The sequence below is a fragment of the Azospirillum aestuarii genome, assembly GCF_016632405.1.
GTDB classification, from domain to species: Bacteria; Pseudomonadota; Alphaproteobacteria; order Azospirillales; family Azospirillaceae; genus Azospirillum; species Azospirillum aestuarii.
In genome coordinates this window covers 364,172-389,179 of the sequence record NZ_JAEPIV010000001.1, presented here as the reverse complement: position 1 = coordinate 389,179, position 25,008 = coordinate 364,172, and the positions used below count along the sequence as shown (strand labels likewise).

At 65.7% G+C, this 25,008-nt stretch carries 25 protein-coding genes and 2 pseudogenes; 16 read left to right on the top strand and 11 right to left on the bottom strand.

All coding sequences use genetic code 11. The features are described from left to right. The first annotated feature begins 35 nt into the window (after positions 1-35). The 4 genes and pseudogenes from JJL56_RS01785 to JJL56_RS01775 all read left to right on the top strand — a co-directional run bounded on the left by JJL56_RS01785 (position 36) and on the right by JJL56_RS01775 (position 2,083). Positions 36-617 carry a hypothetical protein gene (locus JJL56_RS01785; protein ID WP_200483956.1) on the top strand — a complete coding sequence of 194 codons (582 nt, stop codon included), beginning with the start codon at positions 36-38 and terminating at the stop codon, positions 615-617. A 298-nt stretch (positions 618-915) separates the two neighbouring features. Beyond that, positions 916-1,374, top strand: coding sequence for a helix-hairpin-helix domain-containing protein (locus tag JJL56_RS01780; RefSeq protein ID WP_425599112.1), 459 nt, complete (start codon positions 916-918; stop codon positions 1,372-1,374). An 18-nt stretch (positions 1,375-1,392) separates the two neighbouring features. After that, a pseudogene (locus JJL56_RS34050) lies at positions 1,393-1,575 on the top strand (helix-hairpin-helix domain-containing protein); the annotation flags it as partial. Positions 1,576-1,663: 88 nt separating this feature from the next. Further along, complete coding sequence (locus tag JJL56_RS01775; protein WP_211111738.1) at positions 1,664-2,083, top strand: thermonuclease family protein; 420 nt, start codon at positions 1,664-1,666, stop codon at positions 2,081-2,083. 36 nt (positions 2,084-2,119) lie between these two features. On the opposite strand, the gene JJL56_RS01770 is transcribed toward JJL56_RS01775, so the two are convergent. Beyond that, positions 2,120-2,593, bottom strand: coding sequence for an Lrp/AsnC family transcriptional regulator (locus tag JJL56_RS01770; protein ID WP_247890898.1), 474 nt, complete (start codon positions 2,591-2,593; stop codon positions 2,120-2,122). Between the two features lie 262 nt (positions 2,594-2,855). Between JJL56_RS01770 and JJL56_RS01765 the strand changes: the two genes are divergently transcribed. From JJL56_RS01765 to JJL56_RS01740, 6 genes are all read left to right on the top strand, one after another. Next, on the top strand, positions 2,856-3,821 hold the full coding sequence (locus tag JJL56_RS01765; RefSeq protein ID WP_200483953.1) for a GHMP family kinase ATP-binding protein: 966 nt from the start codon (positions 2,856-2,858) through the stop codon (positions 3,819-3,821). A gap of 16 nt (positions 3,822-3,837) precedes the next feature. Further along, entirely contained in the window at positions 3,838-4,908 is a 1,071-nt protein-coding gene (locus JJL56_RS01760) for a cysteine synthase family protein (RefSeq protein WP_200483952.1), read from the top strand. Continuing rightward, positions 4,908-6,134 carry an ATP-grasp domain-containing protein gene (locus JJL56_RS01755; protein WP_200483951.1) on the top strand — a complete coding sequence of 409 codons (1,227 nt, stop codon included), beginning with the start codon at positions 4,908-4,910 and terminating at the stop codon, positions 6,132-6,134. The genes JJL56_RS01760 and JJL56_RS01755 overlap by 1 nt, the downstream gene beginning before the upstream one ends. Positions 6,135-6,160: 26 nt before the next feature. Then, positions 6,161-7,093, top strand: a complete 933-nt coding sequence (locus tag JJL56_RS01750; protein WP_200483950.1) for a DMT family transporter — start codon at positions 6,161-6,163, stop codon at positions 7,091-7,093. Positions 7,094-7,159: 66 nt separating this feature from the next. Next, positions 7,160-8,701 carry an argininosuccinate lyase gene (gene argH, locus JJL56_RS01745; protein ID WP_200483949.1) on the top strand — a complete coding sequence of 514 codons (1,542 nt, stop codon included), beginning with the start codon at positions 7,160-7,162 and terminating at the stop codon, positions 8,699-8,701. Positions 8,702-8,723: 22 nt separating this feature from the next. Continuing rightward, positions 8,724-9,512 (top strand): JAB domain-containing protein, encoded by a 789-nt coding sequence (locus tag JJL56_RS01740; RefSeq protein ID WP_200483948.1) that lies wholly within the window; start codon positions 8,724-8,726, stop codon positions 9,510-9,512. A 64-nt stretch (positions 9,513-9,576) separates the two neighbouring features. Here the strand turns inward: JJL56_RS01740 and JJL56_RS01735 are convergent, their stop codons facing one another. From JJL56_RS01735 to JJL56_RS33875, 8 genes are all read right to left on the bottom strand, one after another. After that, positions 9,577-9,825, bottom strand: coding sequence for a hypothetical protein (locus JJL56_RS01735; RefSeq protein ID WP_200483947.1), 249 nt, complete (start codon positions 9,823-9,825; stop codon positions 9,577-9,579). Then, entirely contained in the window at positions 9,822-10,700 is an 879-nt protein-coding gene (locus JJL56_RS01730) for a DNA/RNA non-specific endonuclease (protein WP_200483946.1), read from the bottom strand. Before JJL56_RS01730 ends, JJL56_RS01735 begins: the two co-directional genes overlap by 4 nt. Before the next feature lie 108 nt (positions 10,701-10,808). Continuing rightward, positions 10,809-11,957 (bottom strand): hypothetical protein, encoded by a 1,149-nt coding sequence (locus tag JJL56_RS01725; RefSeq protein ID WP_200483945.1) that lies wholly within the window; start codon positions 11,955-11,957, stop codon positions 10,809-10,811. A 2-nt stretch (positions 11,958-11,959) separates the two neighbouring features. Next, the gene (locus JJL56_RS01720) at positions 11,960-12,472 is read right to left on the bottom strand and encodes a DUF4365 domain-containing protein (RefSeq protein ID WP_200483944.1); all 513 of its coding nucleotides are present in this window, start codon (positions 12,470-12,472) and stop codon (positions 11,960-11,962) included. Positions 12,473-12,715: 243 nt separating this feature from the next. Beyond that, positions 12,716-13,351, bottom strand: coding sequence for a hypothetical protein (locus JJL56_RS01715; protein WP_200483943.1), 636 nt, complete (start codon positions 13,349-13,351; stop codon positions 12,716-12,718). A gap of 1,091 nt (positions 13,352-14,442) precedes the next feature. Then, entirely contained in the window at positions 14,443-15,129 is a 687-nt protein-coding gene (locus JJL56_RS01710; RefSeq protein ID WP_200483942.1) for a DCL family protein, read from the bottom strand. Positions 15,130-15,134: 5 nt separating this feature from the next. Continuing rightward, the gene (locus JJL56_RS01705; protein WP_200483941.1) at positions 15,135-15,863 is read right to left on the bottom strand and encodes a hypothetical protein; all 729 of its coding nucleotides are present in this window, start codon (positions 15,861-15,863) and stop codon (positions 15,135-15,137) included. Positions 15,864-16,526: 663 nt separating this feature from the next. Beyond that, positions 16,527-17,561 carry a GIY-YIG nuclease family protein gene (locus tag JJL56_RS33875; protein ID WP_200483940.1) on the bottom strand — a complete coding sequence of 345 codons (1,035 nt, stop codon included), beginning with the start codon at positions 17,559-17,561 and terminating at the stop codon, positions 16,527-16,529. Positions 17,562-17,859: 298 nt separating this feature from the next. Between JJL56_RS33875 and JJL56_RS01695 the strand changes: the two genes are divergently transcribed. Genes JJL56_RS01695 through JJL56_RS01685 form a run of 3 tightly spaced genes read left to right on the top strand, consistent with a single transcriptional unit; the run spans position 17,860 to position 19,356 of the window. Further along, positions 17,860-18,147 (top strand): hypothetical protein, encoded by a 288-nt coding sequence (locus JJL56_RS01695; protein ID WP_200483939.1) that lies wholly within the window; start codon positions 17,860-17,862, stop codon positions 18,145-18,147. 32 nt (positions 18,148-18,179) lie between these two features. Then, positions 18,180-18,698 carry a phospholipase D-like domain-containing protein gene (locus tag JJL56_RS01690; protein WP_200483938.1) on the top strand — a complete coding sequence of 173 codons (519 nt, stop codon included), beginning with the start codon at positions 18,180-18,182 and terminating at the stop codon, positions 18,696-18,698. Positions 18,699-18,729: 31 nt separating this feature from the next. Further along, on the top strand, positions 18,730-19,356 hold the full coding sequence (locus JJL56_RS01685) for a dual specificity protein phosphatase family protein (RefSeq protein ID WP_200483937.1): 627 nt from the start codon (positions 18,730-18,732) through the stop codon (positions 19,354-19,356). A 272-nt stretch (positions 19,357-19,628) separates the two neighbouring features. Here the strand turns inward: JJL56_RS01685 and pdxR are convergent, their stop codons facing one another. Further along, a complete protein-coding gene (pdxR, locus tag JJL56_RS01680) occupies positions 19,629-21,158 on the bottom strand; it encodes a MocR-like pyridoxine biosynthesis transcription factor PdxR (protein WP_247890897.1) in 1,530 nt (509 codons plus the stop codon). Positions 21,159-21,192: 34 nt separating this feature from the next. On the opposite strand from pdxR, the gene JJL56_RS01675 reads away from it, so the two are divergent. Further along, positions 21,193-21,816, top strand: a complete 624-nt coding sequence (locus tag JJL56_RS01675) for an FMN-binding negative transcriptional regulator (protein WP_200483936.1) — start codon at positions 21,193-21,195, stop codon at positions 21,814-21,816. A gap of 135 nt (positions 21,817-21,951) precedes the next feature. Here the strand turns inward: JJL56_RS01675 and JJL56_RS01670 are convergent, their stop codons facing one another. After that, a complete protein-coding gene (locus JJL56_RS01670; protein WP_200483935.1) occupies positions 21,952-22,953 on the bottom strand; it encodes an MYG1 family protein in 1,002 nt (333 codons plus the stop codon). Between the two features lie 121 nt (positions 22,954-23,074). Here JJL56_RS01670 and JJL56_RS34045 point away from each other — a divergent pair. Both JJL56_RS34045 and JJL56_RS01660 read left to right on the top strand, forming a co-directional pair. Beyond that, a pseudogene (locus JJL56_RS34045) lies at positions 23,075-23,551 on the top strand (isocitrate lyase/phosphoenolpyruvate mutase family protein); the annotation flags it as partial. Between the two features lie 195 nt (positions 23,552-23,746). Next, complete coding sequence (locus tag JJL56_RS01660; protein WP_200483934.1) at positions 23,747-24,880, top strand: hypothetical protein; 1,134 nt, start codon at positions 23,747-23,749, stop codon at positions 24,878-24,880. Positions 24,881-25,008 lie beyond the last annotated feature (128 nt).

The window sequence follows — 25,008 nt, the reverse complement described above, 5'->3', positions numbered from 1 at the left end:
GTGAGTGCCAGCTGCCGAACGAGCGGTATTGGGCCATGCCGCTTCGCATCGAATGCAATGATACTGAAACGGAAGGATGTACGATGTCGGATGCAGATGAGGCGGAGTGGGAAACGATCGGCATTCTTTGGGCTGCCGCAGGGATGAAGAAGCAGTACGAAGCTGAGCTCGCAGACTCGCAGAAGCGTGCTGCCCGGCTTGAGCAACAGCTACGGGACACCCGCGCCCAGTTGGCTGCGGCCGAGCAGCGGGCCGCTTCGGCAACCCGACGGGCTGACAACGAGGAAGCCCGAGCAGACCGGGAAAGTAGCTACTACGAGGATTTGAGCCTTGAGCTCACGGCGGTCCGGGAAGAACGGGACCGGCTCGCCGCAGAGCTGAAGACAGAGCGGACTAAGGCCAGCGTGGCGGCCGCTCTGCACACGGTTACGGAAGGCACCTGCGCAGGCTATTACGCGGTGCTGGGAGCATTCGAGGCGGCGCACCCTGGCAGCCCGGTTCTCGCCGAACGCGATGCCCTGTTCTGGCAGGGATATGAGAAGAGGGACCCTGGACGACGCATGTCCCAGGTCTTGTACGGCGACGGGAAGAAGGGGAAAGCAACGGCCACGTCGTAGCCGTTGCGCCGATCAGCGCCCCACCTGAGAGCTTGCGCTCGGTGGTTCTACGTGGCGTTGCAGCGGGTCTCCTCTTCTGCGTGGTGGCGCTCGTTCCGGCGCGGGCGTCCAAACAGCACTTCCTCGACAGGACCCGCTCGAAGGCGTTCCGGGCGGCCCACCATGGGGCTGGCGACCGCAAGCCACTCTGTGTCGGACCGCCCGAACTCGAGGGCTTCGAGGTGATCCAGACGGTGAGTAGACAGCGCTGACGGAACCACCGATAGCAACCTGGGCTTGAACTCCTTATTCTGAGTGCATGCCGTGCACGCGCGACCAAACTCCAGGACCTCATGCAGAGGATCGCGAACCACTGTCCGGGCTCGTCGAGCAGGTCACGTACTACAACGCTGAGAAGGGCTACTGCGTCCTGCGCATCAAGGCCCGCAGCCACAAGTATCTGGTCACCCTAGTCGGACACGCGGCCTCCGTCACGCCCGACGAGTATGTGCAGGCGTCCGGCCGCTGGGAGCAGCACCGAGAGTACGGCCCTCAGTTTCGTGCAGCCTTCCTGTGCGCCACGACGCCCACGACGCTGGAAGGCATCGAGAAGTACCTGGCCAGCAGCCAGATCAAGGGCATCGGTCCGGTCTACGGCCGCAAGTTGGCTCGGGCATTCGGCGAGGAGGTGTCCAACGTCATCGAGCAGCACTCCCAGCGCCTGATCGAAGTCCCGGGCATTGGTCCCAAGCGCGTGGCCAAGAACACGCAGGCCTGAGCGAAGCAGAGGGTAGTCCGTGAGATCACGGTCTTCCTTCAGAGCCACGAAGTCGGCACATCCCGCGCCGTGCGGATCTTCAAAACCTACGGGCCGGACGCCATCCCTCTGGTGACGGAGAACCCCTATCGGCTCGCCCGCGACATCCGCGGCATTGGCTTCAAGAGGTGGATTCTCCAATGGTTGTCTTGTTGCCTGTAAGGTAGCATACGTTTGGATGAACTCTCCTGAGGGTAAGCCAGTGGTGTTGCGGCCCATCACGTTGATCAGCAGAAACCCAGCGCTGCTCATGGCTTTCCTGGCGGCGCTCATGGTGCTTTATCGGCCCACCGCGGTGCAGGCCAGGGATCTCTCCATCGTCTCCGGCAACATGATCGACGTGGACGGAATGCGGATTCGGCTGTGGGGCATCCGAGTTCCGGAAGCCGATGTGACATGTCACCGCGGAAACGTAAACGAATCCTGCGCGGCCTTCTCCCGCCGGGTTCTCGAGCGGCTCATCGGAAGCGAGGAATTGCGATGCTTGGTGAAGGTCAGCCATCCCAGCCAGCCCGTCGGCGCCCAATGCTCGGTGCAAGGGGCTGACCTCGGGCACCTCATGGTTTTGGGCGGCTGGGCAACGGATGACGGCGCCGAGAGCGGCGGCTTCTATGCGGTGCAGGAGGAGGTCGCGCGAGAACAGCGGGTTGGCATGTGGAAGGACCAGTGACCGCATGACCACTGACCGTATTGGCGTCCCGGAGCTTCAGATCTCGATCGGGACCCTGGTTTCGTATTTGACGCGATTGATGACGGTCAGCGTAATAAAGCGCTTCACCAGTGGGCTGGCGTAGAGAGTGGCCCGGGAGAACCGTTCGAACTCGGCCATGTTCTTCACGCAGACGACCAACACGTAATCGGTGATGCCGGTCACCAGATAACACTGCATCACGCAGTCATGGGCGTGCATGGTTTTCTCGAAGGCGTCCATCAGCACTCGGTCGTCGCCTTTGAGCTCGACGCTCACGATCAACTCGATGTGGGTGCCGAGCTTGCCAGGATCGACGATCGAAACATCCTTGGCGATGATCCCGGCTTCGCGCAGCCGTCGAACCCGGCGCAGGCAGGTTGGCGGCGACACGGCGACCGCGTCCGCCAACTCCAGATTGGTGATCTGGCTGTTCTGCTGGAGCAGGTTGATGATCTTCCGATCAATTTTGTCGATTTCGACGTCCGACATGGGATTCTTGCTCGCGGTACGGGATTTCATACTTATGAATGCATCGCAACGTGACGTCAATTTTTCCATCATGATAAATCAGACGGCAAACTTAGAAATTTCATACCACCTAAATGGCGCTACAGTTTGCCCATGAGCACGAAGCAAACCATCGGCGGAAACAAAAGCAACTGAGTGATTTTGCAGGATGTCGGGTTCAACCCGCACGCATTCCCTGAGAGACGTCTAACAAAAACAGACACATTCAGTGAAGAGGTATAGGATGCCCGGAGACGTAATCTCTCGGCTTGCCCCCGTTCGCCTTGGCGTTGGGGGTCGGCAACGGAAAGAACAGGGTTTCGGCTGCGTCAACGGCCATCACGGCGAGATCCTCCAAGGGATCTTTCCCGACGAGACGGGGCGCCTGCACCGCGGCCTGGTCACCCTCCCGTGCAACATCGTTTCATCGGCCGCCGTCTTCCGACCGGCCGCTGGCCCGCTGGTCACCGTTCCCGACAACAAGCGCAAGGCGGCCGACGCCGCGCGCCTAGCGCTGGATACCCTGGGCCTGCATGACCAGGGCGGCCACTTGATGGTCGAAAGCGACATCCCGGTCGGTCTGGGAATGGGCTCCTCGACCGCGGATGTGGTGGCCGCGATCCGCGCCGTCGCCGACGCCCACGGCGCCGCCCTCGGCGCCGACGAGATCGCGCGGTTGGCGGTGCGGGCGGAGACGGCCAGCGACAGCATCATGCATGGCGATCTCGTCGTTCTGTTCGCCCAACGCGAGGGCGTCGTCCTGGAGCACCTCGGCCCCGCGCTGCCAACGCTGGAGGTCCTCAGCGTCGACACCTCCCCCGGTTCACCGGTGGACACTCTGAAGCAGCCCGCCGCCGTCTACGACGAGTGGGAGATCCAGGCGTTCCGGCCGCTGCGCGGCATGCTGCGCCGGGCGATCCGCACCGGCGATGCGACTCTGCTCGGCCGGGTCGCCACGGCCAGCGCCCGCATCTCCCAGCGCCACCTGCCCAAGCCCGCCTTCGAGGAGATCAACGCCATTGCGGCCTCCATCGGGGCGCTCGGCATCCAGGTCGCCCACAGCGGCACGGTCATCGGCCTGCTCTTCGACCCCCGCAACCCGGCCACGGCCCGCCGGATCGCCGAAGCGGCCGCCCGCCTCCAGGCCCTCGGTCTGCCCCCTGCTTTCCATTTCCGCACCGATGCCGCCGAGGTCCGCCATGTCGCTTGAGATGACGATGTCCCAGATGATGCCGAACACTCTGTCCCGCGAATCCCGCAGCTTTCCCGATTACGAACTCCCGCGTCTGGTGCGGCTGGCGGACAACCTGCATGGCGCCGCCTTCTTCCTGATGAAGCTGCTTCCGGCCCGGCACATGCTGGACCGCGCGGCGGCCGATGGGCGCCTGAAGCCCGGCGGCATCATCTGCGAGACGACGTCGGGAACCTTCGGCCTCGCGCTCGCCATGCTGGCAGCGGTGCGCGGCTACAAACTCATCCTGGTCAGCGACCCGGCCATCGACGAGCACCTGCACAAGCGCCTGCTGGAACTGGGCGTCACACTGGAGATCGTCGAGAAGCCCTATGAGGTCGGCGGCTTCCAGACTGCCCGCCTCGACCGGCTGCGCGCTGCGCTGGAGGCCAACCCAGGCAGCTTCTGCCCCTCGCAGTACGGCAACGCCGACAACCCTCGCGCCTACGCCGAGGTGGCCGAGCAGATCGCCGAGCGCCTCGGTCATGTCGACTGCCTCGTCGGCACCGTCGGGTCCGGCGGCTCGATGTCGGGCATCGCCCGCTTCCTGCGCCACCTCAACCCCGATCTCCACGTCATCGGCGTCGACACCCCCAACAGCGTCGTCTTCGGCCAGCCCGACGGCAAGCGGCTGCTGCGCGGCCTCGGCAACAGTCTGGTGCCGCCCAACGTCGACCACCGCCAGTTCGACGAGATCCATTGGGTCGGGGCCGCCGAGGCGTTCCTGGCGACCCGCCTCCTGCACCAGCGCCATGCCCTCTACCAGGGCGGCACCAGCGGGGCAGCGTACCTGGTGGCTGACTGGTGGGCGCGCACCAATCCCGACCGGAAGGTGGTGACGCTGTTCCCCGACGAGGGTCACCGGTACGTCGCCACCATCTACAACGACGACTGGCTCGCCACGCTGCCGGGCTGGACCGGCGTGCTGCCCGAAGCCCCGCAGCCAGTGGCGCATCCCAGCGACGTCCGGCCTAGCTGGAGCAGCTACCACTGGGACCGCCGGACGCTGGACGAGGTGCTGGCGGCGGCCAACCCGGCGGCGCGTGACCTCGCGGAGGCCGCGTGATGCCGCGCCTCCTGCTGTTCATCGAGAGCAACACGTCCGGCACCGGCCGCATGTTCGCCCAAACTGCCCGTGCCCTCGGCTTCGAGCCGGTGCTGATCAGCCGCCAGCCCAGCCGCTATCCCTATGTCGCCGAAGACAGTGTCCGCAGCATCGAGGCCGATACCGCCGACCTGACCGTCCTGCGCTCGCTTGTGCGGCAGCTGGCGCTCAGCGAGGGGGTGGCCGGGATCACCTCCAGTTCGGAATACTACATCGCCACCGCCGCCCGCTTGGCCGCCGAACTCGGCCTGCCGGGACCGGATGCCGACGCAGTGGCCGCCTGCCGCAACAAGGCGACCCAGCGCCGCCACCTGGACGAAGCCGGTATCGACCGCGTGCGCCATGCCGAAGTCACCGGCACCGCCGATGCCGTCAAGGCTGCCATCGGCATCGGATTGCCCGTCGTCCTGAAGCCGGTGGCCGGATCGGGTAGTGTCGGCGTCCGGCTCTGCGCCACGATGGCCGAGGTGGCGGCCCACGCCAGATCGCTGCTCGCCGACCCGACCTGTGGCGCGCTGCTGGTCGAGGAGGTCGTCCGGGGCGACGAGTATTCGGTGGAAATCTTCCACGACCTAGTCATCGGCGTTACCCGCAAACACCTGGGCGCCCTGCCGCACTTCGTTGAGATGGGCCACGATTTTCCGGCCCCTCTCGCCTCGACAGTGGCAGATCGGATCGCGGGCTTCGCGCTGGCCGCGACGCGGGCACTCGGCCTCACCTGGGGGCCGCTGCATGTCGAGCTTCGCCTCGGCGAGGACGGGCCACACCTGATGGAGGTCAACCCGCGGCTGGCCGGGGGATTCATCCCCGAGCTCGTCCGCCAGGCCACCGGCATCGACCTCATCCGGGCGACCGTCGAACTGGCCGTCGGCCGGACGCCGGAGGTGACGCCAACCCGGCAGGAGCACGCGGCGATCCGCTTCCTCACGCCACCCGACAACGGACTGTGGTTCGCCACCGAGGGTCTGGAGGCGGCACGGGGTGCGCCCTTCCTGCGCGATCTGCGGCTCTACCGTGCATACCCGCTGCTGATAGCCCGCCGCGGCGATTTCCAGGACCGCCTCGGCCACGCCCTCACCAGCGCCCCCACCCTGGAGGGTGCTGTGGCCGCCGCCGAACTGGCGCGCAGCGCCATTCGCTTCCGTGTCGCGGCCGACGGCATAAGAAACCTGGCCACCGTCGCCTGACCGGAACAGCCGCAGGAGTTCCTCCCATGACATCCACCTCCATCGCGGCCGCCGGACCGTCGCGCACCGGGGCGAACCCGGCGCTGCTCTCCCTGCTGGCGGGCGCGCTCGCCATCGCGCTTGCCCCCATCCTGGTGCGGGTCAGCGAGTTGGAACCGATCGCCACCGCCTTCTACCGGCTGGTCATCGCGCTGCCCTTCTTCTGGCTCGGCATGCTCGCCGAGCGCAAGGCGCCCCGGACGACCGCCCGCACGCCTGTCACCGCCGCCGATATGGCGCTGATGGGGGTGGCCGGGCTGATGCTGGCGGGCGACTTGGCACTCTGGCATCTCAGCATCACTATGACCTCGGTTGCCAAGGCGACGCTGTTCAACAACTGCGCCCCGATCTTCGTCGCCCTGATCGGCTGGCTGCTGTTCGGCGAGCGGATCGGCCTCGGCCTGATCGTCGCCCTGGCGGTTTCGCTGTCCGGCATGGCACTGCTGATCGGCGACGGACTGTTCGTGTCGGTGGGAAGCGCGGCGGAGGGGCAATGGCAGGGTGACGCCGTCGCAGTCAGCACAGCCGCATTCTACGCCATCTACCTGATGGTGGTGAAGCGCCTGCGGGCCAGCCACTCGACCAGCGTCATCATGGCAGGATCGAGCGCCGCCGCCGCCCTGGTATTAGCGGTCGCCGCCTGGCTCGAAGGCGGCCCGCTGCTGCCCGCGACCGCCTGGGGCTGGGTCGTGGTGCTGGCGCTGGGCATCGTCTGCCATGTCATCGGCCAGGGACTCATCACCCACGCGCTGGCCCACCTCCCCGTCACCTTCTCGTCCATTGGCCTGCTCATCCAGCCGGTCGCGGCGGCGGCGTTGGCCTGGATGCTGTTCGGCGAGGCCCTCGGCCCCCTCCAGTGGCTCGGCGGCGCGCTGGCGCTGGTCGGCATCACGCTGGCTCGCCGAACCTCCGGCCGCTGACTCGGCGACTAGCCACGCTTTGACCAACCACGCACCCGAAGCCCCTTCTCACCGGGAGTCACCCTCATGGTGATCAGCAACGCCCAGATCCTGGCCCACCTCGGCGACACCGGCCGGGTCGCCGGGACCCTCCATCCGAAGGCTCAGGCCATCCTGTTCGGCGACGTCGCGGACGACGCCATAGACCGAGACCTGCCCTGGATCACCCAGGTCGACCGCGCACACCTTGTGATGATGGCGGAGACCGGTCTCTTGCCGATTGCGCACGTCTCCCCGCTGCTCCGGCGCATCGATGAAATGGAGTGCTCGGGCTTCGCCTCCCTGCGTGGTCGGTCGGCGCCGCGCGGTGTCTACCTGCTCTATGAGACCTACCTCATCGCTGACCTCGGCGAAGAGATCGGTGGCGTCCTCCAGACCGCGCGCTCGCGCAATGATCTTGGGGCCACCGTCTTGCGGATGCGGCTGCGCCAAGTGGTCGCCGACCTGCTGACCGGCCTGTCCAGACTCCAGACAACCCTGCTGCGCCGGGCCGAGGACTGCGCCGACGCGGTCTTCCCGATATACACCCACTACCAGCCTGCTCAGCCGGTGACGCTCGCCCACTACTACGCCGGGGTGGCTGCGGCGCTCGACCGTGACGCCGAGGCCTTGCACGCCGTGCTGAGCGACCTGGACCGTTGCCCGCTCGGCGCCGGGGCAGTGGGCGGCACCGGCTTGCCCATCGACACCCGGCGTACGGCGGCGCTGCTCGGTTTCTCGACGCCCTGGGCGCATTCCATCGACGCCGTCGCCTCACGCGATGCTGTCCTCCGTCTGCTGGCGGCGCTGGGTATCCTCGGCGTGACGGTCAGCCGTCTCGCCCATGACCTCCAACTGTGGACCACGGGCGAGTTCGGCTTCCTGACGGTGGCCGACGATCTGGTCGGCACCAGCTCGATGATGCCGCAGAAGCGCAACGTCTACATGCTGGAGCACATCAAAGGCATGGCGGCCGCGCCGATGGGCGCGCTGACGGCGGCAGCGATGGCAATGCACGCCACACCGTTCTCGAACTCCATCGCGGTGGGTACCGAGGGCGTCAAACCGGTGTGGGCGGCGGCTTCCGGAATGGCCGACGCGCTGACCCTGGTCCGGCTGATCGTGGCCGGAGCCGAACCGAACCAGGGGGCGATGCGCCTGCGAGCCATCTCCGGACAGACCAATGCCACCGCGCTGGCCGACTGGCTGGTGCGCGAGCGCGGGATGCCGTTCCGTCGCGCCCATCACGAGGTCGGCGGCGTCATCCGCGGCATGATGGTCCAGGGTGTCGTGGACCTTGCGACGGCCGCGCGCGACGCCCATCCCGAATGGTTCCACGGGGAGCGCTCGCCGCACCTGAAGCCAATAGATGTTGTCGCCGCCCAGGAGCATGGCGGTGGTCCAGGTCCAGATTCCACGATTCGGGAGATCGAGCGGGTGCGGGCGTCGCTGCGCACCCGCCGCGCGGCTCTGGTCGCACAGCACCGCCGGTGGCGTGCGGCACGGCAGACCCTGCGATCGGCGGTGGAGAGGGTGCTCGACATCGCGGTCATCGACCGGCCTGGCCAGGGCCATCCGGCCGGGGCGTGACCCAAGCAGCGGGAACATCGACATGCGCAGCGCAGCCAAACCCAGCCCAAGAGCGAGAAACGGGAAACGAACGGTTCCCGGCTTGCGTCCCTATCCGGCCACGATCGGCTTGACGGTGGACCGTAGCTTGGAGGTCATTCCGGACGAGGCGTTGCTGGGCTGCCTGCTCACACTGGCAGACCCAGAAGTTGATGGCGATGTGTTGGCGCTACGCCTACTGGCTGCGCACGGTTCCTTGGGGGAGGCGGTCGCGGCGGCTTCAGTGGGGAACCTACCCGGCGGTGTGGCTTCAGACGGCCACGCCGTCGTCCGGTTCCAGGCCGTTGTCGAACTCGCAGCCCGCTTGGTCCGGCCCTCACTGGAGCGCCACCCGGTGTTCGTCGCCCATGACAGCTTGGTGGCTTACAGCCGTCTTCGGGCCGCCTGCTCCACGGTGCAGGCGTTGCGGCTCCTGTTCCTCGACGACCGCCGCCACCTGATTGCCGACGAAATCCATCAAACGGGGACGTTCGGTGACGTCGCGATCTACGTTCGGGAGATCATGGTCCGCGCGTTGCAGATGGAGGCCCGCGGGCTGGTCATCGTCCACAGCGGTCCAGATGACGACCCGCCGAACCCGGCGGGGGCCCGGACATCCTGTGCGGACATCCAGCAGGCGGGAAAGTTCCTCGGGGTGGAACTCGTTGAATACCTTTTGGTCGGCAGACGCTCGTATTGCACTATCATCCAGGAACCAGCCGATGCCCGTGTTGGCCGCCGCCCTTCTCCGGTGGCAAGTGATTCCGGGCCGTCGCCGGACCGTAAACGTTAGTCGGCTGATTCGGAAAAGGCCGACGCGGGTGACCTCACGTTCCACCCCTTGGTCGGTGTCGCCATCACTTGAAAGGGTTGTCCACCGTGTCCGTCGGCTTCGGCGGCGGGACATGGTCCGGCAGGTCTTTCTCGGCCTCTAGGAACTGTACAACGGCATCGAGCAGGGACTTGAGCTTTCGGGCATGTTCCAGCCCTTGCTTGTCGCGGGTGAGGTCGATTGATCCGTAGACAGCCACACAGTCGGAGCCATTCTCGACCTGGAGGTCTCCGATCTGCGTGGCCCCGGTATCATCGGTGTACGGCTTGATCATCGCATCAACTCCTTCAGAAACTTCAGGACGTTGCTCTCAGAGAAGCCCGGCTCGTCTTTTTTCCGTCCTCGCCCCGGCGCGCGGGGCTCAGGCAGCGACATCGGCGATGCCTTGGCCTCGGCGGAGATACTGGGGAAGACCGCAATGCCGGTGACATCCTCCAACTCAGCAATGGAGATCCGCTGGTACTCGTTCCCCGGCGCGTTGGGCACGAGATAGGCGGCAGCCTCACGGCGGCGTGGGTCGTAGATGGCTTTGAAGACGTGCGTGGGCACCAGGACCCGGCCGCCGATGCGCTGGAGGTTGGAGCCTTGGAAGACGGGACCGGTCACGACATAGACCTCGCCGCGGGTGTTCCCAAGATGCCGCGTCGCACCTTCGATGGCACTCCAGATCCCGCGGTTGCTCTCTCCAACCTGGGGGATCATGTTCGCCAGGGAGAAGCTCTCATGCTGGGCTTTCGCCATCGGCATGTCGCCATTGGGCGCCATGTGCCCGCGGTCGAATCCGGAGCGCTTGTAGTCGGCCAGTTCCGCCCGCTCGTCCCGCGGCAGGGCTGTCTCAGCGTGGAAGGCGCTCGCCTCAGGACGCTCAAGACCTTTGGCGGCCGCGACGCTGTCCCGAGTCAGGTGCTCGACTGCATAAAGCGGGGTGCGCGTCACGCCGGAATGAAGAACGGCGAACGCTGAGTAGCAGAGCTCCCGCGTCTTGGCTGCCAGCTTCGGATTGATCAGGTCCGGCGCCACGGCCCCGGCATAGTGGGCCGGGCATGCCGTTGCCGCGGCATCGGCCGTAGCCGGAAGGGTGAACAGAACGAGCGCCGGAAGCGCGCAGGCAACCGTCCATCGGGCAATGGCATGTGGTCCGCGAGGCATATCTTCTCCATTTCCCGAACAGGCTGAAGCTACGACAGCTTGCGGACGGATGTCACGTGAGCCGAAGATCGAGAGCTACCAGAGGATTCGTCGGCTCTAAACAGCTGCTCACTCACCTGGAAGAACTGAGAAATCCATGGGCGCCGCGAGCGTCCAGGTTCGGCCGCGGTGCTCCAGGATACCCCGGACGCTGATGAACCTCCCGGCCTTGTGAGCCTCGACGGCGCTCAGGTAGTCCTCTGGAGCCAGGTAGATGCGGACCCTGATTAGGCCGTGGTCCTGGCTGTCCCAGTTGACGATGATCTCACGGTCCGAGTTGTCCTGAAGGAGGTCCGCGGGATTCCCTTCGGTCTCCAGAGTCCTGATCCGACCCACGACATGGGCGGGGCGCTTAACCTCGTCGGCGCGCAGGGTCCTGGCTGCGGCTCGAAGTAGGTCCACGTGACGGATTTCAATGGAGAACTCCGACCGGTCCTGTAGTCCGTCAGGGGCCTGCCATTCCGGGGAGAGATCGATCCCGATCCTGAGCTTAGCGAGCCCGGTCCGCTCCACCAAGTCAACCAAGTCATCACACATGTTCGCGCTGAGACCTGCCTGATACTCCTGGGTGATGGGTGACGGATCATCCTGCTTTGCAGCCCGTTGCACTGCGCCAAGGCCGCGCGCGAGCCTCTGCACGACCCGCCTGGCAAAAGGAACCTCCTGCGGGACACCCGCCATCGTCGGTTCGTCGTTCAGGCCTACGGGGGATTCGACGACGAAGCCGAAGCTGCCTCGGAAGGTGTGCCCGAAGCGGCATCGGCTCGCGTAATCGGATGCTTCTTTCCGGGTCCGGCCGAAATACTTGCCGGGAGCTAGCTCCGTGGTGGCGGTGCTGCCGAGGAGCGCCCTCATGCTCTCGATGAACTCCGCGGCGAGCTTGAGCTCGATCGTGTCCTGGCGGACATATTCGTCGGGTACTCTGCTCCTGATGATGTCGAACGCGATGGAGCGGATGTCCATCGCAAGGTCGACGAGCGGGCGCTCCTCAAGCTGAGACAGTGTCTCTAGCGCTGCTCTGATGCTCGGTAACGCACGTTCCCGGTCCATCGCCGTGGGCACGACGATCTCGATCTCGTCGTCCCCGCCCTCCGCCGGGAGCGTGAAGAGGACAAGTTTGCGTTCAGTGAAGCTCCGCGCAGTCCAGCCGTGCATGGCCAAGTACCGTCTCAAGACGTCTGCGGATATGTCCCGGATGGCTTCGGTGTCCTGGCTCATCGTCACAACCCCAAGCGCCTGAACCGCTCATGGTCCAGTATGGCGTTCAGACTCTCCACGGTCAGCAGGTTCGTTCGCGGGATCCGAATGCGCTTCGTTTCCACGTTATCCGTAGGCGCTCCCACCAGTCGCTCCCAGTAGCAGCAGCGCCGAAGCTCCAGCCGATCCTCCTGGAATACAAGCCATTCAGCCTCGTCCTTGGGCAGGCAGAGGAGGATGAGAACGGCGCCTATCTCTGCCGGTTCACGCCCGACCAAGTCGTTGTAGGTCTTTGCCTCAAGATCGTAGACGACGAACTCGCCGTCATGTTCCCAGTCGGTCGTTGCCTTCAGCTGGAAATCGAGAGGGAATCCGGAATCGTTCCGGCGCCCGTTGCGGATCTTCACCGGCCGGAACTGCCCGTCGAAGCCGTAGTCGAACGCGCTGCCCAGGTTGAAGTTCACGCCCGCGCGCCCTGCGACGGCGTGGATGAAGGCCCGGCTAAGGCACTCCTGCGTATGCTGCTTCGTGATCACGGGAAATCGTCGAGCAAGGTGACCGTAGGCTTGTCATAACCCACCATGGGTCGCTCGACAAATGGAGAGTTCGCGTCATAGCTGTCCGCGCGTCGGGCCATCGGGATCCACGTCTCCATCACCCCCCGACCCGCCTCACGAGGCCACCGACTGTTTCACCGATCCGGCATCCTCCCCCAAGGCAGCCCAGCCGATCCATGATGGAGGAGTTACCCTATGCGGGGACCGGCCGCCGGGCCAGCCTCAGGGCGTCGTAGAGAAGCTCGAAGATCGCGTCGGCCTGTGGGCGTGCGCGTTCTCGAGCAGAAGCCTCTCCACGTGCCCGGAGAAGGCGGTGACGTCGAATTTCGCCTTCGGCGACGAGGCCGCGTTCGCCCGGATGGCCCCGACGAGCCTGTCTACGAGCTTGCTTTCGTCATCGTCGCAAGCAACCCCGTCGAAGGCGGGGTTCACGGTGATCCAGTCCCAGTCCACGCGGGCATGCTGGCGGCCGGTCCTCACGTAGACGTAGGGAATGCCTCGCCGTTGGCACTCCCCGTGCCAAGCGTCGAGGGCCGGGCGGTCGCCGTCCTTGAACACCGCCCAGATCCGGTCCGGGAGATTGGGCGAGCGGGCGAGAGCATCAAGCGCCGGGAGCGTCGCGACCCGATGGCCGAGGTCGGCCAACCGCGCGGCGAAGGCGGCCTGATCGACGGTGGCGAGGGGTGGCATCTCAGCGCCGTTCTCCCGCGTGCGGGTGGCAAGCGTGATGCCCGTGCGGCTGCCAAGGGCAGCGGCCAGGGCCTCGGAGAGGTGCGAGGAGCCCACAGCGGGAAGGTCCGCCCGCAGGGAGCGCTTGAAAAAGGCGAGGTTGTCGTTCGTGAGGGCAAGCAGGGCCATCTCGGATCCTAACGCTCGGTCGATGTCCGCCGATTACGCATCGACCGCGTGGGGATCGCGGCGGCTCACGAACCGTCCTCTTTAACCCGGCGGCAGGTCTGGTGGGACAACCGTACGCACGGTAGCAAACAGCTCCGGCCCATGCAATCGCAATGGCTGATCGCCAACAACCGTTGCATGAATTCAATGGGCCGCATCATCCGGCGGAGCGCCGTGGACAGCAGGCTTTCACGAAGGCGCCCATAGGGAAGCCACAGACGATAACGCGGTGTCCCCAAAACCCAGGGCTTGTGTAGGACACCGTTCGACCGGGCCAGTTCAGGCGCTTAGAAGCTCCCGCTCTCGGATGTATGCGATGACGGGCAGGAGGCTCTTGGCCTGGGGATTGCCGTGGGGGCCGAGATGGTTGATCGAGAAAATCTCATCAGCCCGCAACCCGCGCCTCCCCACCTGCATCTGATGCTTCGACGGCGGGTGGGCACCGGCGCAGAGCCGGAAGCTCGTTCACCGGGGCGAGAGACGACCGCGCTCGGAAGCATTTTTCAACAGCTTTTCATTCAAAACAATGGCTTAACGGACTTTCAAGCGCCAGAATAAAAGAGAGATAACGGAACCCCGGGGCGCCGCACGGGCAGGCTTCGCCTACGCCCATCCCGGTCTGCGATGTTCCCTGCCAAGCCGAGCCAGTGGCTCACTCCCGTTCCCGGCTGATCGCCCTCCGGATTGGCGGAAGCTGGAGCCCCACGTCGGCGCGGGAGGCAGGCACTGCCGAATAGTCTTTTATTCCGGCGCTCATTTTCCCGACAATCCATTGATAAATATGGCTTCATCCGAAAATCTACTCCTCCGGCCCAGCCTGAGTGCGGCGGCCCACCGACCTGCACCAGCAGGCTGCCGGACGCCTCCGGGCGGCCGACCGTCTCGTACGCGGCTTGGCTTCGCGCCTGCCACGGCGGAGACACCGAGCCACCGGCCGAGCCGCAGCCCAGCCTGCGGGGGCGCCGACGCGCGAGCATTTCCCTGGCCGAACCGGTTGCGCTTCATGCCCCCGTTCACACCCACCGCTCGCCTGGCAACCGCGTAGCCGCCGGTTACCGTTCCCTCCCGCCCCTCCCCTGGCGCAGGTGGGCGTCCTTCTCGACGACGCGCAGCTTCGCCCTGGCGCGGTGGTACGCCTGCCAATCCGCTGCCAGTGCGGCGTCCACCAGCCTCGGCACGAACTGGTTGTCCGCCGGTGCCGTCACGTGGCTGCCGTCCGGGGAGATCCTGCGCTCGGCCAGGAAGGCCGTCGCCAGCGCCACGAAGGTGTGCGGCGGCGCATGGTCGACATGGCATTCGGAAGGCGACACTGGCACGCCGGTGAGCGCGCACGGCACCCGGCCATCGGTGTCGGCGTGCTCCTCGAAGAAGCGCCTCCTGAACGCCATGGCGTCCCCGTTGATCGCCTCCCTCATCGCCTGACGCATCTCCGTAAGCCTGCTCGGCCCCTTGCCGTCGATGGCCCACCCGAACGAGAAGTCGGTGGCCGACCCGTCCGCGCGATCAATCCAGAAGCAGGGGTGCTTCCCCTTAGTTGGCTTGTCGACACGGAACCGGGCAACGCCAGCCCCGCGCTTATCCGCGGCTTCGGGATGACGGTCGAGCAGCCAGAGCAGATGGCTGGCGTGCGGTTCCGGGATAACGGCGCCCACCGGGTACGCATGCAGGATGGCGCGGTAGTAAGCCTTCGCGGCCGCATTCGAGCGGAATGCGAGCGGGCCGATGTCGATGGCGGGCATATTCGTTACTCCTCCACGGTTTCGGTTTGCAGGGGAATGTCGACGTCGTCGAAGCAGCCGGTCCTCATCCGATCCGGCCCATCGCGGAAATCCTGGATTGCCTGCTGAGCGCGGTCGTCGGCCATCTCCATCTGGCGCGCCATGAACGCCTTGAAGGTGGCGAGGTGGTGGACGGCGCTGTCCTCGAGCGCACCTCGGACTGTGAACGCCTTTTCCGGTGGATGCGCGTACCCGAATACCAGGCCCGCCTCGACATGCGCGGCGGCCATGCCCGGCGGGGCTTCGGTGAAGCCCGGCTCCGGGCGGTCGGCCCGATCGCCCCATGCCCCCATGACATGGAAGACCGAGCCGCCCAACGCGCGCTCGATGCCGCTCAGGGACAGCCTCTCGACGAACCTGGCATCCTCGAACCGGCTCAGCCGCTTCTCATCCCCGTCCGCGCTCACCCCGGCCCTTCTGGTGAGGTCCTGGAGCGGCTTAAGATGGCGCGGCCGCGCTTTCTTCAACGCCTCAATCAACGGCTCCAGGTTTCTGGCCAGTTGCATCGCGGCCTTCGGCCCAATCGGTGTCGGCGCGCTCCTCAGCGCAGCCCTCGCCCTTCCCGCCTTCGAAGCCAGCTTTCTTGCCATGCGCTCCGGATCGGACCGGTCGCTTCGCGCTTTCCCGGCTGCATCATGGTCGGGAGCGGGCCGCCCGGTCCTCAAGGCGTCTTCTTCGTCGATGCCTTCCGCCATCTCATCCTCCGTCATGCCGCCACCGTCGGCGACATCGGAAATGCTGCCCAAACATGGACGAGCATACCTGTTGGATGGACAGATTATCGGTAAAAATTGAACAGGTTACTTGGCTATAGTTGAACAGGTTCAAGGGGCAGGTTCCTTGCTGGCCGCCGCCAGGCAGTGGAAGGGCGGTACCGCAAGGCCAAGCGGCCATCCTGGCCGGGAAGGTCAGGGTCTCAGCCGGGCCGCTCGCTGGGTTCCGTCACCAACGGATGAGCGCCGGGTACCCGTAGACCTCGAACGCCCCTGCGACGCGCTCCGCCGCCGCAGTCATGTCCGAGAACGGGTCGTCGCGTATCGCCCGCAGCAGTCTTGCGAATCGCAGGTGGTCAATCCGAGGGAAGTCTGGAACGCGCCGGTCGTTTCCCGGCGCTCCCTTCGACGTCGGGACGGGCATGCGTGCTGGAGGCCGCAAGACCCTTAGTTTCATGGTCGACGAGCGGTGCCATCCAGGCGCGAGGATCGCTTAGCTCGGGACGAACCGGACCCAGTGGAACGCATGACGCGCTTGGCCGCGGATGCCCTGGAAGGCACGTACCAGGACGAGGTCGAGCGCGAAGCCTCTGTGTTAATGCGGGCCTTGGGTCGATGCACTCGATGGCCCTGAAGCCAATTCTCCTAATCCCGGACAATGGGCCCCTGGGCGCGCTCGCCACCGTCGACAAGCTCGACTGCCTGTTGCGATTCGGCATTCCCTGAAACCTGCTCGGTCCGCTCACCCCACTCCTTGCCAACGAAGATGTCAGTCCAGGTCCGCTCGAGTTCCCCGAAGGTCACCGCAACGACTTCGCGATCGCCGGGAACCAGGCGATCGCGTAGGCGCCGCAGCACCAGCTGTTCGAAGCGGTAGGCGAACGTCTCAGAGGGGAAAATCTGCTGGAACATCGGTTCCCACGCGCAGCCGGTGAGGTGCGGGCGGAGTTCCCTGTTCAGGGCGGCAAGCCGGTCCGCCGGGTTGGAGGTGCTGCCGATCTTGTAGGCCGCGATCCTCCCGCCCGTGAGCACAAAGGCGTAGGCGTAACCCAGCCCGAGCTGCCGCTCGCTGCCGCTCCTGGTACCAGTCGGCGGGGGGCCGCTAGCGCCGTACGTGCGTTTCAGCTCCATCGCCTGAGCATAAGCGGCTTCCCTGTCCAGTTGCGGTGTGCTTGCGATGACGCAGGGCGTGCTCGGGAGAGCCCAGATCCGGTTCGCAACCTCGTCTCCGAGTTCGACCTCGACGTCGCGGGCGAAGGCGGCCCAGACTTGGCCTGGCAGGTAGGACCCTACGATCGACTGGAGATCAGGCTTCCCGACGAACGCCACCGCCCTGGTCATCGGCAGCGCCCACCGCCACCGATATTGGCCGCCCGCATCCAGCTCCTTGGCCGTCATCGGGACGCCCAGGTCGCGCATCACACGATCAGCGTCCACCTTCTCATGGCCGAGCTGGCACATGCCGAGCAACCGCCCCTGGTCAGCCGTGGCGGTCGGCTCCCCCTTGGTGCCCGCGATGGCGATCCAGTCGCCGTGCCTCGCCTGTCGCAGCAGGTTCTCGCGCCCTCCCTCCTCCTTAAAGCCCAGGGTCGGGTAGCGGGCCGGGTCGAAGCCCCAGGTCTTCGTGAGAAAGAGACGCGCTCGGATTCCAGCGTTAGGAGCCGCAGGCTGTTCAATCACTGGGGGGTCCTACGTTCGATGAGCCAGGAGAGCGCCGAAGCGAGGCGGATGGAGGTCGCCAGCGGGTGCCAGATTGCTCCATCTCGAGCGAACCAGCAACGCATGATTGATCCCAGGCGTGCGGCCTCATTCGGAGAGGTCGGGGTGGACGGATTGCGCTTCGGTCGCCGAGGCGGGGGTCACCGCGCTCATGGAGTCCCTGCGAGAAATCAAGGAGGTGAGCCCCATGCTCGAACTTGAACTGCGAGCTGCACGACGGGAACTCGCATCCCGCGGAATAGAGCGGCTAGCATGAATCATGTTTCGACACACTGCTTGCCCCTTCGCCCTTCTGCTGCTGCTCGACGGGGGCGAGGAGGTCGATCGGGATGGCCATGACAGGACGGGTCCGAGGGCGGCGGCCTGCTACGTGGCGGAGGCCCGGCACGCCTGGCTTGTGACCCCGGGCGCGCTCACCGCGCTGGAGCCGTTTCGCGCGGTCGCCATCAGCGCGACCATCGAAGCCAAACGCCAGTTCGCCGCGAACTGGGGAGCCGCCCGCCTGCCGGACCAACGGCGGCCAATTCCCCCGGAGTGGCGGATGTAGCCCGAGGCCCCTTGGAAACGGCGACGCCTGACATGATGACGGGCTGGCCGTTGACAGCATGGATGGGGTGCCGGGTGGCGAACTCCTCGCCCTACCTGACGGAACGCGCGATCCAGGACGGCCGATGCGACGTCCTGGCCCTCATCCGGCAGGCGATGGCGCGCAGGGTTGAAGTCGTCATCTACGTGTACGTGGCCCCGGAACAGAACATAGAGGACGGCCAGGGTAGGAACCGCCGCCTGAAGGCGACCTGTCTGCGCGCGGCCGACCTGCTGGCCGCCGCCGGGGCCGAGGTGGTCCCCGTGATGTGGGTGCACGCCGAGACGCTGTGCGTGGATGACGCGGAGATCGTCGAAGGGTCGTTCAACTGGCTGAGCGCCGCCCGTGACGAGGCCAGCGCCTACCAGCGCTTCGAGGCGTCCTTCCGCTACCCTGGGCAATACGTCGTTAAGGTTTGGAACGAATGGAGGCCCGGCGGAAGCCGAGAGCGGCTTTGGGGAAACTGGCGGCTTGTGCTTCTTGTGGCAACAGTGTGTCTGATCATCGGGTAGAATTAATGGTCATCGGTTCCGAACGCATGTCTTGCTGAGAGCGCTGGCAGGTAAAATGAAAATTCGTGTGCTGTCATGGGCGGCCGTCGAGCGCGGGGAGGCTGAAGGCACCGACGGCATCATCTCGATCAGGCCGTCGGCCGAGCATGATGCCGAGAACCTGGATCTTGCCTTGGCGCAGGCCACCGGCGGCGAGGTGGGTGCCGTGCTGGTGCAGCGGTTCGACGACATTGCCATCCCGGCCTTTGGCCCTTACTGCGGCCCTGTCATCGAGCATGTCGCCGAAGCGCTAGAGTTCGGGCGCAGGATCGCTGAGCAGACTCCGGAAGGTTCGCTCGTGGTCCATTGCCAGATGGGCGTCAGCCGCTCCGCCGCCATGGCGCTCGCCCTGCTGACCCAGGAACTCGGACCAGGCGCCGAGGAGGAGGCTGTGGCTGCCCTGCTGAGGGGAGATCCAGAAGGACGCATGCATCCAAATCCGCTGCTCGTCAGCATGGCCGACAGCTGCCTGTTCCGGTATGGGCAACTGGAGGCCGCGCTTGCGTATGCCTGCCCCAGGTACGTCAAATGGCGTGACCATTGGCGGGAGGCGGCATTAGACCCGGAGCGCCATTGGGAGCAGGCAAAGCGGATACGGACGAGGCGCCGGACGGAGTGAGAGCCCGCTCAATGCTCATCCCCTCATTCTACATGAATGCAGAAGTTAGCGGCTGGACGCAGAATTACCGTCTTCCTGGTCCGCAGGAAAAACGGCAAGCGGGCGCTGAAATAGGCTCGGGCTCAACACTGACATGATTTGGCTGCGGCAGTTCATCTGCGTTGAACGTCATATAGGCCAAGGCCAAACGGCGACAGTTCCCTCCAGCATTTCACCAAGATTGACTTGCCTGAAGGCGTCGAGCCGGAGTAGCGACACAGGCGGCTAAGACATTAACTGGTCTGGGCGGCACGGACATCAGCGACCATCTGCTTCAGCAACCGCACGCCACGTCGGATGGCTTCCTCGTCAAGGCTCGCGTAACCCATGACCAGCCCGGCGACCGCAGGCTTCGGCGCGGTCGCGGCCAGATCGAAGAGGGGGCCGATGGGATAGATGCCGAGACCGGCTGAACGGGCCTCGACGATCAGCATCTCCTCCAATGTCCGCGGCACCATGTTCAGCCAGACCACGACGTGAAGTCCGGCAGCAGCGCCGACGATCGTAACATCGTTGCCGAAGGTATCAGTCAAGGCTGCGAGAAGCACCGCGCGGCGTTCCCCGTTCCTGCGACGGATGCGCCGCACATGCCTCTCGTAGGCCCCGTTCTCAATCAGGTCGGCCAGCGCCTCCTGTTCCGGCCCGGGCGTGTGCCGGTCCATCAGTCTCTTCGCCCGCGCAAAGACGGGAGCCATGGCCTCAGGGACGACGAGGTAGCCAAGGCGCAGGTCAGGCGAGAGAATCTTCGACACCGTGCCGAGGTAGATGACCCGGCGGGCATCGTCCAGCACCTGCAAGGCTGGAATCGGTGAGACGTCGAAGCGGTACTCGCCGTCGTAGTCGTCCTCGATGACATACCCGCCGCTCCGCTCGGCCCAAGCCAACAGGTCACGGCGACGCGCCGCCGACATGACAGCCCCGAGCGGGAACTGGTGAGAAGGCGTGGTGTAGGCAAGGCGCACTGGGGGCAGCCCATCGGTCTTCATGCCTTCCTCGTCGACCGGGATCGGGATGACGTCGGACCCCACCGCCTGGAATACCTGCCGGGCGAGGCCATAGCCGGGATCCTCCATCAGGACCCCGTCAGCCGGGTCCAGCAGCAGCCGCGCACAAAGGTCGATGCCCTGCTGCGAGCCGTTCACGATGACGATCTGGTCCGGTTCGCACCGTATGGCCCTCGCCCGCCAGAGATAGCCTTGCAGGGCGACCCTGAGGCGCGGGGAACCGCACGGCTCACCATACCGCAGGCTCGGCCGCTTACGGAGCAGCGCGGCCGTGATCGCCCGCTTCCACATCAAGCGCGGGAAGTCGGCGCCCGCGATGTCGCCGTAGCGGAAGTCGACGGCCAGCGCCTTTCGATCGACATCGGCCGGGATAGCGAAAGCCGCCACCCGCTGTCCATATGCGGACAGGCCACCAACATGCTCAGCGCGCGACGGATGCTTCGGCCGAGGTGACGATGGGGAAAGCAATGGAGCGACCCTGGTAGCGGCTCCCTGGCGCGCTTCCAGGTAACCTTCGGCGATCAACTGATCGTAGGCTGCGGTCACCGTCGTCCGTGACGCGCCCCATTCGGCCGCCAAGGCACGGGTCGACGGCACCCGCGCGCCGGGAGCCAAGTCGCCGGAACCGATCCGGTCCCGGATCGACTGGCAAATCCTGCTGGCGAGGCGGACCGGTAATGGGTGCTCCGACATATCGCTAAACTGGCCCAGCCAAAATGTGAAAAACTGGATGTTTATCGTGAACCAGTTCCGGCTCATGGTCCAGCCCACGCCCTGACGTGGAGACACCCCGATGTATGTCCCGCCCGCATTTCGCGAGGATGATCTGCCGACCCTGCATGCGCTGATGCGGGAGACGCGCCTCGCCAACCTTGTGACCGCCACCGACGAGGGACTGATGGCGACGCCATTGCCGCTGTTCCTTGCGCCTGATGAGGGTCCTTGCGGCACCCTCTACGGTCATCTGGCCCGCGCCAACCCGCAATGGAAGCAGCAATCCCTGGGCGAGGCCATGGTCCTGTTCACCGGGCCGGAGGCATACGTCTCGCCATCCTGGTACGCATCGAAGGAAGAGCATGGGAAGGTGGTGCCGACCTGGAACTACATTGCGGTGCATGCCTACGGCCCGGCCGAGTTCTTCGACGACGCGGATCGCCTGCTGGAGGTGGTCACGCGACTAACGGACCTGCACGAGGGTCGCCGCGCCGCACCATGGGCCGTCGCGGACGCACCGGTCGACTTCATCCGCGCGCAGCTGCGGGGCATCGTCGGGCTTCGGCTCCCGATCACGCGCATTCAGGGCAAGCGCAAAATGAGCCAGAACCGATCCGCCGAAGACCGGGCCGGGGTGGCTGCGGGACTCACCGCCAGCGACCGGAACACCGACCGGGAGGTTGCTGCCCTGATCCCAACCTGATCCAGCCTTCCCGACGCTTGTCGGCGCGCATGTGGAACTCATCGCCTCCGATCTTGAAGCGGCGAGTTCCACCTTCAATCGGGCAGCTTGGGAATCTGCGCCAACGTGCTCACCAGTACGAAGCCGGTTGCAGCGTTACTTGGCGCCCAACCCCATCGGTTCCCGGGCAAGGCCGAGGGCGATTCGGGCCATCGCCAGCGCGCCCTCGCGCGAGCGGGCAGCAGCGATGAAGCAGTTCAGGTGGCAGAACACAGCATCCGACACCCCGGACACGCGGGCAAGTTCGGCGTCGCGCAGGCCTGCCCAGGCCGCGGGCAGCGGCAGCTTCTGGGCGAAGCTGCCCGGCTCGGGCGGCATGCAGCCGACCATCCAGGCGTTGCCGCCCTTGTCGGGGTAGACGGCGAACAGCACCGGCAGGTCGGCGTCGTGCGCCGGTCCCTGCCACGGCATGCCACGGTCGAGTTCCAGAACGCGCGGGTCGGTCGAGCGGCCGTGCGCCTCCAGGACGGCATCGTAGGCGGCAATGCGAGCTCGTATTTGCTCGATTCGGCCGTCGAGGAAGGTGCCCGCGATCTCGGCTGCGCGGAGGAAGCGCTCGTCCTCGGCCCGTGCTCGGTCCGCGGGGTCGGCGTCCCACGGCAGGTTCAGGGCGTCGACGAGGTACGGCAGGGCCATCCCGTCCGCGATCCGGGCCGCCCGGTCGAGGCCCTCGTCGCCGAAGTCGGGGACCGGGCGCTGGCCGTTGTCGGCGAGATCAACGAGGCGGACGACCTGCTCGTCCATCTCCGCCCAGACCCGCTCGACCATATCCTCGCCGCCGCGCCCGGCCAGGACGGCGCGCACCGCGTCCCGGCCGTAGGCGGCCCAGAGCAAACCCGCCGATGAGTAGGGCGTCCCGTCGGGACGCACCGGGGCACCGCGCTGGTGGTGGTCGAAGCGTCCCAGCGCCGGGTCGAAGACACCGCCAACGTCCCAAACGATGTCGGCGGCCTCCATCGCACTCGGGTCGCGGGTGCGCGCTAGCGTGGAGGCAGCAAGCACACCGGGCGGCAGGGCGCGGCGCAGAATAGCGTAGGCGAACGCCTCATCGCAGTGGAATGAGCCACCGTGGGTGACAAGAAGAAGGCTCTTCGCCATGGTCTTTCCTCGCCACTATATTCCGGGACAGCCATCGGGAATCCGCGTCTTACAGCGCTCTTTTAGGAGATGAACCGTGGCTCGCACCATCGTATAAAAGCGCGACGCTTTCCGTGCGCTTCATCGGGAGGAATGCTTCATCCTGCCGAACCCTCTGGGTGTCGGCAGTGCCCGGATGATGGAGCATATGGGCTTCAGCGCCTTGGCCTCGACGAGTCCAAGCTATTCCTGGTCGCGGGGCCGCCCAGAAAATGGTGTCGGACGCGACGATGTCCTGGCGCATCTCGAGAGCCTCGTCCTCGCCACGGACCTCCCGGTGAACGCCGATTCCGAGTCCGGCTTCGCCCATGATCTCGAGGAGGTGGCTGCAAACGTTCGGCGCGCAGTCGATGTCAGCCTCTCAGGCCTGTCGAGCGAGGACGTCCGGGCCGATAGGGGGTCCGGCTTCTACGATACCGCCACCTCCGTCGAACGCATCCGGACCGCACCGTGCTGCCCACCAACAACGCCTCCAAGCAGGTGCTACGCCCGAGCGTCACCTTCCCCAAGGTGGCGAACGGTTTCCGGTCGCTTTAAGGTGTCGATGTCCGTGCCCTGACCCGCTCCTCCATCGACGCGGGGCACCTCAACGGCCTGTCCGGCCATCAGGCCATCCTACGCGCCCTGGCCGGTCAGCCGATCTGCGCCGTCTGACCAGCCCCCTGAGCAATTACCCTCCCACGAACCGACCTTCCGGAACATGACGCGACGATTCATACGTCAGGAACTCTACAACTTGGTCTGGGACCAGCCCATGAGGGCGCTCGCGGCTGAGGTCGGCGTATCCGACGTAGCCTTGGCAAAGGCTTGCCGGAAGGCCGACATCCCTGTTCCCGAGCGCGGCTATTGGGCCAGGAAGCAGGCGGGCAAGCCGACCAGCAAGCGCCCGCTCCCACCACGGTTCCCAGGAGCCTCCGACACGATCGAGATCGGCGGCGGCTCATACCGCGGCTACTACCGGTCGGAGATCGGCCTCGATACGCCGCTGCCTCCGCCGCCGACCTTCGAAGAGGACATGGCTGCGCTGACCGAGCGCGTCTGGAGGATGGTGGGCAAGGTGACCTGCCCAAAGCTCACGACCAGTCCACATCGGCTGATCGCCACGCTACTGGAGAAGGACGAGGTGCGCCGCCAGGAGTATGCCAGAACCCGCTTCAGCATGTATGCCCCACGCTATGACACGCCTAACGCAAAGCGGCGGCTCCGCATCCTGAACGGCATCTTCCTGGCTGCCGCGCGGGCGGGCTGCAACGCCTCGATCGACACCACAAAGTGGCCGCGGAACCCGAATGACGCAGGCATCCACGTCGGTGATCAGCACATCACCTTCACCCTTGAGCCGGTCCCGACAAAGGGAAAACCCGCGTCAGCGGTCAGCCAGCAGGAAAATCTACGGCTGTCGATTCACTCCCGATCCCATAATGGCACAGCCCATAAGTCCTGGCAGGACAGCGATGAGGCATCGCTTGAGGATCTCGTCTGCACCATCGTTGCCGAGATAATCGTCGCGGCCGAGACCTTCCACCGCCAGAATGCCGTCTGCCATCATGAGTGGCTAGTGAAACGAAAAGCCGAACTGGTGGAAGCGGAGCACCAACGGAAAATCGAGCAAATAAGGAAGGAACGCGAACAACAGGAGAAGGAGGAGAGGGAACGGATCGAACGTCTCGTTGGGCAGGCAATGTCTCTTCACCAAGCAGAGACGATCCGCACCTATGTTCAGGCCATCCTGACCCGCGCAGCTGAAATGCCCGTGACGCCTGAGAACCTCGACCGCTGGGCGACATGGGCTATGATGGAGGCTGACCGAATTGATCCGGTGAAGAACGGGAGCGCGGTTGGCGGCATCTTGTCAGTGATCGGTGCCCCGCCCCTGGTCCCCAAATGACATCAACACAACGAAGGGAAGCACGGTCTTCTCAAGGGGGGAGTGGCCCGGGTCCGCACACCTAAAGCACAATCGGGTCCTCGTTTCCGGAGCTCCGGCAGCCGCCGAGGCGACGGCGCGCCGACATG

What these genes read in the sequence shown, in the direction of transcription:
- JJL56_RS01785 (WP_200483956.1), top strand. Translation starts at nt 36, where the DNA reads ATGCCGCTTCGCATCGAATGCAATGATACTGAAACGGAAGGATGTACG.
- JJL56_RS01780 (WP_425599112.1), top strand. Translation starts at nt 916, where the DNA reads ATGCCGTGCACGCGCGACCAAACTCCAGGACCTCATGCAGAGGATCGC.
- JJL56_RS01775 (WP_211111738.1), top strand. Translation starts at nt 1,664, where the DNA reads ATGGCTTTCCTGGCGGCGCTCATGGTGCTTTATCGGCCCACCGCGGTG.
- JJL56_RS01770 (WP_247890898.1), bottom strand. Translation starts at nt 2,593, where the DNA reads ATGTCGGACGTCGAAATCGACAAAATTGATCGGAAGATCATCAACCTG.
- JJL56_RS01765 (WP_200483953.1), top strand. Translation starts at nt 2,856, where the DNA reads ATGCCCGGAGACGTAATCTCTCGGCTTGCCCCCGTTCGCCTTGGCGTT.
- JJL56_RS01760 (WP_200483952.1), top strand. Translation starts at nt 3,838, where the DNA reads ATGATGCCGAACACTCTGTCCCGCGAATCCCGCAGCTTTCCCGATTAC.
- JJL56_RS01755 (WP_200483951.1), top strand. Translation starts at nt 4,908, where the DNA reads ATGCCGCGCCTCCTGCTGTTCATCGAGAGCAACACGTCCGGCACCGGC.
- JJL56_RS01750 (WP_200483950.1), top strand. Translation starts at nt 6,161, where the DNA reads ATGACATCCACCTCCATCGCGGCCGCCGGACCGTCGCGCACCGGGGCG.
- argH (WP_200483949.1), top strand. Translation starts at nt 7,160, where the DNA reads ATGGTGATCAGCAACGCCCAGATCCTGGCCCACCTCGGCGACACCGGC.
- JJL56_RS01740 (WP_200483948.1), top strand. Translation starts at nt 8,724, where the DNA reads ATGCGCAGCGCAGCCAAACCCAGCCCAAGAGCGAGAAACGGGAAACGA.
- JJL56_RS01735 (WP_200483947.1), bottom strand. Translation starts at nt 9,825, where the DNA reads ATGATCAAGCCGTACACCGATGATACCGGGGCCACGCAGATCGGAGAC.
- JJL56_RS01730 (WP_200483946.1), bottom strand. Translation starts at nt 10,700, where the DNA reads ATGCCTCGCGGACCACATGCCATTGCCCGATGGACGGTTGCCTGCGCG.
- JJL56_RS01725 (WP_200483945.1), bottom strand. Translation starts at nt 11,957, where the DNA reads ATGAGCCAGGACACCGAAGCCATCCGGGACATATCCGCAGACGTCTTG.
- JJL56_RS01715 (WP_200483943.1), bottom strand. Translation starts at nt 13,351, where the DNA reads ATGGCCCTGCTTGCCCTCACGAACGACAACCTCGCCTTTTTCAAGCGC.
- JJL56_RS01710 (WP_200483942.1), bottom strand. Translation starts at nt 15,129, where the DNA reads ATGCCCGCCATCGACATCGGCCCGCTCGCATTCCGCTCGAATGCGGCC.
- JJL56_RS01705 (WP_200483941.1), bottom strand. Translation starts at nt 15,863, where the DNA reads ATGGCGGAAGGCATCGACGAAGAAGACGCCTTGAGGACCGGGCGGCCC.
- JJL56_RS01695 (WP_200483939.1), top strand. Translation starts at nt 17,860, where the DNA reads ATGTTTCGACACACTGCTTGCCCCTTCGCCCTTCTGCTGCTGCTCGAC.
- JJL56_RS01690 (WP_200483938.1), top strand. Translation starts at nt 18,180, where the DNA reads ATGATGACGGGCTGGCCGTTGACAGCATGGATGGGGTGCCGGGTGGCG.
- pdxR (WP_247890897.1), bottom strand. Translation starts at nt 21,158, where the DNA reads ATGAGCCGGAACTGGTTCACGATAAACATCCAGTTTTTCACATTTTGG.
- JJL56_RS01675 (WP_200483936.1), top strand. Translation starts at nt 21,193, where the DNA reads ATGTATGTCCCGCCCGCATTTCGCGAGGATGATCTGCCGACCCTGCAT.
- JJL56_RS01670 (WP_200483935.1), bottom strand. Translation starts at nt 22,953, where the DNA reads ATGGCGAAGAGCCTTCTTCTTGTCACCCACGGTGGCTCATTCCACTGC.
- JJL56_RS01660 (WP_200483934.1), top strand. Translation starts at nt 23,747, where the DNA reads ATGAGGGCGCTCGCGGCTGAGGTCGGCGTATCCGACGTAGCCTTGGCA.